10 protein-coding genes are annotated in these 9,467 nt (G+C 44.0%); 1 reads left to right on the top strand and 9 read right to left on the bottom strand.

Going from position 1 to position 9,467, the window contains the following annotated elements; genetic code table 11:
- Positions 1–683: 683 nt before the first annotated feature.
- From J7J01_06980 to gatC, 8 genes are all read right to left on the bottom strand, one after another.
- Positions 684–1,607 (bottom strand): ATP-binding cassette domain-containing protein, encoded by a 924-nt coding sequence (locus tag J7J01_06980; protein MCD6210615.1) that lies wholly within the window; start codon positions 1,605–1,607, stop codon positions 684–686.
- A gap of 8 nt (positions 1,608–1,615) precedes the next feature.
- Positions 1,616–2,497, bottom strand: a complete 882-nt coding sequence (gene cbiQ, locus J7J01_06975) for a cobalt ECF transporter T component CbiQ (GenBank protein MCD6210614.1) — start codon at positions 2,495–2,497, stop codon at positions 1,616–1,618.
- Positions 2,498–2,562: 65 nt separating this feature from the next.
- The gene (locus tag J7J01_06970; GenBank protein MCD6210613.1) at positions 2,563–2,877 is read right to left on the bottom strand and encodes a hypothetical protein; all 315 of its coding nucleotides are present in this window, start codon (positions 2,875–2,877) and stop codon (positions 2,563–2,565) included.
- A 1-nt stretch (position 2,878) separates the two neighbouring features.
- Positions 2,879–3,544: a cobalt transporter CbiM gene (gene cbiM / locus J7J01_06965; GenBank protein MCD6210612.1), complete on the bottom strand. Its 666-nt coding sequence runs from the start codon at positions 3,542–3,544 to the stop codon at positions 2,879–2,881.
- A 144-nt stretch (positions 3,545–3,688) separates the two neighbouring features.
- Entirely contained in the window at positions 3,689–4,393 is a 705-nt protein-coding gene (locus J7J01_06960) for a glycosyltransferase family 2 protein (GenBank protein MCD6210611.1), read from the bottom strand.
- Positions 4,394–4,669: 276 nt separating this feature from the next.
- Entirely contained in the window at positions 4,670–5,341 is a 672-nt protein-coding gene (locus tag J7J01_06955; protein ID MCD6210610.1) for an HAD family hydrolase, read from the bottom strand.
- A complete protein-coding gene (locus tag J7J01_06950; GenBank protein MCD6210609.1) occupies positions 5,325–6,830 on the bottom strand; it encodes a cobyric acid synthase in 1,506 nt (501 codons plus the stop codon). Before J7J01_06950 ends, J7J01_06955 begins: the two co-directional genes overlap by 17 nt.
- Before the next feature lie 11 nt (positions 6,831–6,841).
- On the bottom strand, positions 6,842–7,123 hold the full coding sequence (gatC, locus tag J7J01_06945) for an Asp-tRNA(Asn)/Glu-tRNA(Gln) amidotransferase subunit GatC (protein ID MCD6210608.1): 282 nt from the start codon (positions 7,121–7,123) through the stop codon (positions 6,842–6,844).
- A gap of 464 nt (positions 7,124–7,587) precedes the next feature.
- Here gatC and J7J01_06940 point away from each other — a divergent pair, with 464 nt between their 5' ends.
- Positions 7,588–7,818 carry a 50S ribosomal protein L11 methyltransferase gene (locus J7J01_06940; GenBank protein MCD6210607.1) on the top strand — a complete coding sequence of 77 codons (231 nt, stop codon included), beginning with the start codon at positions 7,588–7,590 and terminating at the stop codon, positions 7,816–7,818.
- A gap of 61 nt (positions 7,819–7,879) precedes the next feature.
- Here the strand turns inward: J7J01_06940 and J7J01_06935 are convergent.
- Positions 7,880–9,467, bottom strand: a 1,588-nt coding sequence (locus J7J01_06935) for a hypothetical protein (protein ID MCD6210606.1), incomplete at its 5' end; no start/stop codon positions are given.

Below are 9,467 nucleotides of genomic sequence, written 5' to 3'. Positions count from 1 at the left end.
ATTTTTTGACTGAACGCTTCGTATAGCGATGCAAATTCTTTAAAGAGAAAGCATTTTTCGCTAATTTGAATATATCCTCTATCATGCCTCTGATCGGCTTATATTTCTCCCAATTTTCAAGTATTGCCTTTAAACTCTTCACTAATCTTTTCTTGGAAATATTGCTGGGATAAGCTTGAATCTGGAAATCCCCATAGCATAGTTCTTGCATGCAGAATACCCTTTGTCAAAGATGATTGTATCGCCATCTCTGGCTATTTTTCTCCTTTTTAGCTCTTCTAAAATCTCTTCGTACAGTTTATCATTATTTGGCGATCCCTGACGGAGCAAGAAAGCAATATGACCAGGGTGAGTTTATAACCTATATAATAGCCTTTTGACGGAGAATACCCCTATTTGAACTTTTTTTCCTCCAGATCTGCATTTTTATCCTTTTCCTGAACCAGTTCAGGTAGTCTCTCTACAATCTCTCTCGGAATCGTGGGAGTTAAAAATATAACCCTCCAGCATTCGCCATTTTTAGATATTCGATATGAAATCGTCTTGTCTGTGGATAGTCTTTCATAATATCACCGTAATAATCAAATTCCTTTACCAAACTTTCTTTCAGGGAATTGAAATTCTCTCCTCTGACTCTGATACACACTTACACACTCCCCCCTATTATCCAAACTTTTGATTCTTCATTCATGGTGCTCATACCTGCTCCTCACTCGTTTCACATCCTCATGCGTATGTTCATGGATGTGGAGATGTATATGTCTGGTATTTATCGTCTTTGTCAATTCCATCACGGCATCATCAATTGAGAGCGGTAATTCTTCACAGGGATACCCGAAACAGCGCAGTACCTCAAAGAGCTTGTACACCTCTGGCACCTCCAGATTATTATCACGCAGGAGTTCCACATTATTGAATATCTCACGCGGTGTACCCTCTGCAATCACCTGCTTATTCAGCACATATACACGGTCTGCGAGTTCAGAGAGCGCATTTATATCGTGTGTTGCTACTATTATCGTCTTCCCCTTTTTGTTCAATTCATTTATTATCTTTATCAGCTCCACCCTGCTCCTCGGGTCTAAATCCGCAGTTGGCTCATCCAGAAGCAAGACCTCAGGGTCTATACTGAGTACTGCGGCTATCGCTGCTTTCCTCTTCTCGCCACCACTGAGATTGTACGGGTGTTTATCCTTTATAGCCGTTATCTTCATGAGATTTAACGTTCGCTCTACACATTCCTCTATCTCCGACTCGGGAATGCCAAGATGCCGGGGTCCAAAAGCGATATCATCATAGACCGTAGGAGAGAAGAGCTCAACATCAGTATCCTGGAAGACGAGCCCAACTCGCCGCCTGAATTCGTATATCGCTTTGCTATTTATCGTTGCATCGTTGAGTACCAGCCCCATAGCCCTGACAATACCCTGAGAAGCAGCAAATAGCCCATCAAGAATCTCAAGTAGTGTCGTCTTCCCACCACCATTTGGTCCAAGAATAGCCACACGTTCACCTCTGTATATCGTCATGTTCACATTCCGCAGCGCCTCTGTACCGGTAGTATACCTGAAGGAAACATTCTCCAGTTCAAATATTGCATTGTTCATCTTATTCCCTATATCACCTCCATGAGTAGAGAAGAGATACAGAAGAGAGATATAACAGTGACAAAGAGATAGCTCTTGAATCCAACTCCATTATCATTATCAGGGTCTGAATGTTTACTGCTGACAGTGCCATTAAAGCCCCTTGAAAGCATCGCCAGATATAGCGCCTCACTCATATCGTACGATTTCAAGAACAAGGCACCGACAATGCCTGCATTTAACTTCCAGCTACTGATTGAACTCTCCCTACCCACCGTGCGACTCTTTCGTGAGAACAGCATCTTTGCCACTATGTCAAGTAATAAGAAGATATAGCGGTATGTCATACTCATAATCATGGTGAATACCCTTGGGAATCTCAGACGTTCGAGAGCACCAACGAGATCAGACCAGCGGGTGGAGAGCATGAGCAGAATGGCGAAAGAGACCGCAGTTGTCACACGTGCCAGGAAAATGGAAGCCCAGAGCACACCCTCACGGGTTATCTCTATCCTCGAGAATGGTCTGAGCAGAGGTATATTTATCAGATGGTGGAAGTCGTAAAGTACAACCAGCGGTGTACCCTCATACGGCTGGAAGATATTGAATATATAAGGCAGTGCGATAATACCCGTGAATAGGGGAATGAAGAACAAAATCCGAGGCAGATAAAACCTTAATGGTATCAGTGACACCGAGGCTAATATCAGAGATAGAGCAAAGAAGATGGCGATTGTATGTAGATGGCGGGCAAAGATGGTGGCGATAATGAGAATCATAAATGATATGAACTTTATCGCAGGCTCTATGCCCTGAAGAAACCCTTTTCGTCTCGCGTATCTCTCAGAAAATATAGCATCTTTTGTATACTCCACAATCTCTGCAAGTGTCTTATCGATGAATCTACTCATTTGTTCTCTTCTTAAAAGTAAAAAATAATAAAAAAGTATTAAAGAACGGATTTATCTCTTATCTATTACCTTTCCCGTATCATCTCCTGCGCTTTCACTATCCCCAGTACAACGAGCATGGTGAGTGCAATGCCAATTATCGCAGATATCCAGTAGCCAATGGATGCCATCAATTTATTATCCCAGCCTTCAACGTTGTAATCGGGTAACGGTGCTCCGAAATAAGATTCGGGTGTCCAGTTAATGCCATGTGCACTATCCTGCACTTCTCCCCATTCGCCCCATGCATCGCCGCAGTTCCACGTGCCCAGTATGCCCAGAGGGACAATGGCAACGAAGATCGCGATTATTATCAGAGCTCGTTTCAACCACGTTTCCATTTTATCCCCTCACCTCCGGCGCTATCTTCGTAAGTTCAAGCAAATCCGGTCTGCTCTTCTCTAAATACCCTATCACTGCTCCTGTCACTACTGCTGCTACGGGTCCCGCAGTGGTAATATGTGCAAATGCCATCGCCGGTATAGAGAGATTAAGCCCATAGGGGCAGTATCCTGGTGCGATATACGGCTGAATGCCAAACTCAATTGCGGCACATATCGCGGCAATGTTTATTGCTACGTATGCGGCTAATGCCGATGCTGCGATCTTTCCTATTCGCTGTTCCAGAAGGCGGTACAGATAATAGCCCACGAAAGGCAGCACGAACGCCATATTGAAACAGTTGGCACCCAACGCAGTGATACCGCCATCACCGAAGAAGAAAGCCTGTATAACAAGTGCAACGGTAACACCGATCAAAGCAGCCCAGGGTCCCAGAATGATAGCAATCAGCGTGCCTCCGACCATATGGGCGGTTGTCCCATCGGGTACGGGCCAGTTGAACATCATCACAAGGAACGATACAGCGGAGAGAACAGCAAGCATCGGCACTTCCTTCGGTCCCAATTTCTCTCCCACTCTCTTGAACGCTGTATACCATATTGGTATCATCACTGCAAACATAACTGCACACGTTGCTGGTCCCAAATATCCATCAGGTATGTGCATTTTCTTTATTTCACCTCCTTTTTTAATATGATAGATCATTAATTAAAAAAAATTAACATATAAAATCATTTTTGGTTTTTTTCTGATATACTAAAATATTATTCTGGTATACTAAATATTATAGTATCACACAAAACCATCAAATCAACTCAATTTTAATTCTCGCCACAGCCTCAATATCCGATATCCCATGCCAATTATATCTCGCTTCATGTCAACCTTTGTATCGCTGGAGCAACGCCATCGTACCGGGAATTCTTTTATTCTATAGCCTGCTCTCTGCGCTCTCACCAGTAGCTCTGTATCCCAGAACCAGTGCTCATCCTTCACATCGTCCAGAATAGCGAATAGCGAATCTCGCCTGAACGCTTTGAATCCACACTGGTGGTCTCGCAACTCAGACTTTAAAAACAGCCGTGTCAGGAAATTGAACCCTTTGCTCGCTACCAATCTCGTTATAGACCGCTTCACATCGCTTCCTTTTAACATCCTCGAGCCTGTTGCTATATCATATCCTGCACGTATAAAGTTTATCAAATCTCTGAGGTGTATCAGGTCTGTTGCGAGGTCAACATCAATATAAACCAATATATCACCTTTTGCGGCTCTAAATGCACGATTTAACGCTTTACCACGTCCCAATCGTGTATCACTGTGTAGATGCTTCACGTAATGGAGTTCCTGTGCAAGCTCCTTTGCTACTCGATCCGTTCCGTCTGTGGCACCATCTTCAGCTATGATGATCTCAAAAGAGCGTGTGATATCCATCAATCTAAGGGCAACTTTGTCAACGGTATTGCGCAGTCGTCTCGCTTCGTTGTACGCTGGAAGGACAAGTGAAACTTCCATAATTTATCATACCATATTGCTTATATGCTTATAATAGGTTAAGCTCAGAATCAAACAACTCAAAAATTCACCCTACCGATAATCTTTCAACACCCGCAGGATTCATAACCTGCTTAGAGTTCATAGATGCAAATGGAAAGCGCTATGATGATTGGATTCCTGCTATTAGATTAGAGTGAAAAGCTTATAAAAAACTGTTATATAAATGGAAAACCAACCAGCAACAGAGAGATGCCCTGATTTCCGAGGCAATCGGGGGTGGCGTGGAACTTAAACTTATAGAATATCAGCCAGATTGCTTATAATGAACTCCTGCCATGCATCATTCACATTCTGTCTTCTCTTACTTTTAAATTCATAGCCGCTTCTATCCAGGAAATAAGCATTTATGCCTATCGCCCTAGGATTCAGGAAATCAAACACCCAGTGGTCTCCGATATGAACCATATTCTGCGGTCGTACCTCCAGAATGCGGCATACGCGAGTATAGAAACTGTTGGACTTCTTCACCTCACCGAAATCCGAGGTAGCGGAGAATATATGAGAGAAGAAGCCCTTTATTGGCGTAATTTGGAAATCAATGAATTCTCTTGCGGCATTCGAACTTATTATCAATTCATATCCGGCTTCTCTCAATACTCTCAGAACGCGCTCCACTTCTTCATATATGTGCACCTCGTTTCTGTATCGCATGAACAATTCCTCAGCGGTTATCTCTAACCCGAACTTATGCAGCCAGTAATCTATCCTATACCACCTGATATTCTCCTCGCCCACCTTCTCATACTCGCTCTTTACTATCTTGCAGGCATCTTCAAAGCTCAGACCTTCCTTCTTCGCATACAACTCCGGTATCCCGCGTAACCACACAGCGTCTGTAAATCGCTTGCTCACCAGTGTACCATCAACATCGAATGAGAAGACCTCTATATCATCTGATAATCTCATATATCTTCTCCATATCTATATTACTTCGCACCAGCCCTGCCAGTTTATTGTACTCCTTATCCCAATTAATCTCACTGCTTTTTAAAGGAGTCAGTCCTTTCCTCGTTCTTATATAGTTCAGAAAAGCCTGTCTGAACTCATCATTATCAAATAAGCCATGTATATAAGTCCCGATGACATTACCGTAGACAGCACCACCTCCTTCATCCATAACCTCCCTTCCAGAACGTTCAATTACTGTAAATGCACTTCTTATAGCGCCATTACTGCCACCACCATCAGTATCAAAATAAGTCCTGCCCATGTGTATCTCATAACCTTCAATCTCTCCCTTGTAGAAGTCCAGATTCACAATCGCCCGTACCTGATTCGTCAACTTATGGCGCTCGAAGACAGTCTTCGCAGGTAGCAATCCAAGTCCTGCGGTCTCTCTCTCTATCGATTCCACACCTTCCGGGTCTATAATGGTATTGCATAGCATCTGGTAGCCACCGCAGATACCGAGTACAACACACTCACCATTCATCGCATACCTCCGTATCTGCGTGGCATATCCACTCTGCATAAGGTACAGCATGTCGCTGATAGTACTCTTAGAACCCGGGATAATAATCACATCTGGCTCTTTTATCGCATCACCCTTACCAACATAGCGTAGTGAGACATCTGTCTCAGCTTCCAGAGCATCGAAATCGGTGAAATTGGATATATGTGGCAGATAAATGACCTCTATCCTTATCCCTCTGGCATCCGCCTCCCTTCTTCTCTCCACCGATAGCGAGTCCTCTTCCTGTATCTTTATATCATTGAAATAGGGAATGACACCAATCACGGGCTTATTAACCCTGTGCTCAAGGAACTCCAGCCCGGGACGCAGTATCTCCAGGTCGCCACGGAACTTGTTTATCAGCATGCCCTTCACCAATTCCCGCTCCTCTGGTTCGAGTAATTCCAGTGTACCAATGAGCCATGCAAAGACCCCTCCTCTATCTATATCTCCTACGAGTATCACAGGTGCATTCAGGAGCTTCGCTATACTCATGTTCACAATATCGTTTGCACGGAGGTTCACCTCCGCAGGACTACCTGCACCTTCTATCACCACGATATCGTTCTCGGAGTCGAGCTTTGCGAAGCACTCTTTTATGAGGTTCAGTGCTTTGGGCTTGTACTCGTGATATTCCATTGCTGTCATATTACCTATTGGCTTACCACGCACGATGACCTGAGCGCCTGTATCGCTTGTAGGCTTCAATAATATCGGGTTCATCTCCACTGACGGCTCTTTTCGCGCGGCAAATGCCTGAAATGCCTGTGCTCTACCTATTTCAAGACCGTCTCGCGTGACATACGAGTTAAGAGCCATATTCTGCGATTTGAATGGTGCAACACTGAACCCATCCTGAGTGAATATGCGACAGAAGGCAGCAACAATTATACTTTTGCCCACTCCTGAGCCTGTACCCTGGACCATTATCCGCTTTGCCATCTTTTATACTATCAGAATATCCGCGGACTCTTGAAATAGCCCCCCTCGGTCTTAGGGGCATTTCGAAGCGCATCTACCTGACTGAAAGCCTCTTTCGGCTCGTCTTCCCTCACTGCATCCCTTATCCCCGTCACATGATACGTGGGTTCCACATCCCGGGTGTCGAGCTCATCGAGCACCGCGAAATAGTCCAGTATAGAACTCAATTGACTCTCAAATAGTTCCTTCTCTTCTTCTCTCAGTTCTATTCGTGCCAACCACGCTATGTGTTCTATCTCTTCTCTTCTTATCATTCCATTATTCCATCATCTCATACCATTAAAGTTAAACGCTCATCCTCATATTAAAATAGGTGAATTCATCATTATAAAAAAATCTTTCTTTCAAAAAGAAAGCTTTACCAAAGAAATAATCTTCTATACTCTATGTACTATAAAAAGTATGATTGAGATTGAAACACTATCCGGACAAGTATAATAATATTAAAAGAAAATCTCATTTCAGCGGGTGGAAATTGCCTTAAGGTTTTTTAAAAATAATTACACTTTCGGTTCGTATATCATATATTCCGCATTAAATATTTTAAAATGTGTAGAATATAGGGTTGATAGATATAGACACAGGTGTTATAGGATAAAGTTAGAGTAGATATGAAGAAGCAACTGGAGATTCTGCTGGAGCGGTTAGAGGATGTGGAGAATCCATCAGTGGCTGAGGAGCAATATAGCACCCCCCTTCCCCGGCATTAGCTGCGGAATTGCTCATATTCACTCTCCTGCACGGCGATATAGCAAATCGTACGGTTTATGATCTGGGGTCAGGGGATGGGATACTGGCAATATGTACGAAACTACTGGGTGCAAAAGAGGTGATAAGTATAGAACGCGACAGGAATGCGATAAAGGTGGCGATAGAGAACAGTCAGAAGCTGGGTGTTGAGGTCGAATTCAGGCGATGTGATATCTCCGTTTTGAAAATATTACAATAGATTATAAAAAGAGAAGATAATTTAACCCCTTCTCCATCCTGTGTTTGAATTTACCATAGCTCTATCTCCTTCTCTTATTGATGCAAACAGATACAACCACTACCACTACTAACGCTGCTATCACAAATACAGCTTTGAACCCTGGCACTATGTGTTTTGATGAAGTAGATGTTGGTGCGTTCTCAAGTTGCGTTGTCGGTGTTGATGCATGTGCTTGCATCTCTTGAGGCGTTGTTGGTGTTAGCGTTGGAGCTGTTGTTGGAACAGGAACAGAAACAGAAACAGGAGTTGGTGATGCCTGTGTTCGAACCGGCGTGACAATGTTTACCGTTGTTGTGTCCACGTGCGATTCACCGTCATCTGCTTCTACGGTGTATTCACCGGTTAAAGCCTCGGAAGTGCTGAAATTGACTTTGAATTTACCATTTTTAACGGTTGCGAACTTCGTTCCAAGGTTTATCGGTCCCGTCACACTGACAATGATGGGGTGTCCTTCTCTATTTGACGTTCCTGCAACTACCATGTCACTCCCAAGTTCTACATCTGCAATAGAATATAGCGATACTTCTGCGGTCCCGACTTTTATGGTCAGCTTTTTAAGGAAGTCGTCGCTGCCTGCTGCTCCGATAGTAGCATCGTAAAGTGTAGCATTTATCTGTGCTTGTGTCTTTCCTGCGAGCCTGGAGAGACCGCCGCCGAAATATTTCGTTTTTATGCCGTTTAGCAATTCACCATCGTTTATACCATCATATATCTTGTTCTTCCCCGGACTAAGCACGAACACGAGGTATGTCCCGGAGTCAGCATGTTCATCAACGTCAATCTCAATAGACCACGTATTCGTTTTTGTGCTTACGGATGCGGTTTCATAAACAATTCCGCTGGGGAGTCCGTTATCTTTGGAATTTAACGGGCTCATTCCTCTTCCACTGCCACCTTTTGGTCCAACAATAAGGATATCCACCACTTTTGAACCCGGTGCGGTGCCACTGAGCGTAAAAGAATCGCCAGGCGGGACTAATGTAGCTGATGATTCCGCAGTCAAATCGCCTCTTACCATCAATACCATGATTGAGCCGTCATCATCTTCCCCTGAAACATCTTGCTCCAAGGAAAAGTTGCCATCTATAAATGCCTTTATCTCTACGGCACCTTCGGTACCAGTCCCATACGTATCAGGAGTTGGCAGTTTCACCTCAAACTTACCTTCCTTGTCAATTGCTGCATCAACTTTCACAATACGGTCTTCGATAGCAAGGTCTATTGTTCCTCCGATGTTTGCCGTTCCATTGACCACGAGGTCAGACCCTATTGCACAGGTCTTAGGCATATAAAACGTGACCTTCTTTTCTGTAACTGTTATGACAACGAAATCTTCCGTCCCACTCTCGAGGTCCTTTACTTTCACCGTGTAAGAGCCTATTTTGTTGAAAGAGACGACGTATTCCATCTCACCTTCCGCGTCTATCGTGTCATCGAAAGTGCCATTGCTAACTGCGGGAGGGTTGTCAGCAGAACCCGGAGGGAACTTAGCATATTTTGCACCTCGCTCTATCCAGACTTTTATGGGGTGGTCTGCCACACCAGTCACCGTCAACTTAACCTTTTCCCGCTCCACTATTTCCGTCTTTTCCGCTACGATTTTAACT

The organism is Methanophagales archaeon (assembly GCA_021159465.1).
Lineage (GTDB): Archaea > Halobacteriota > Syntropharchaeia > Alkanophagales > Methanospirareceae > G60ANME1.
This window is presented reverse-complemented; position numbering and strand designations above follow the sequence as displayed.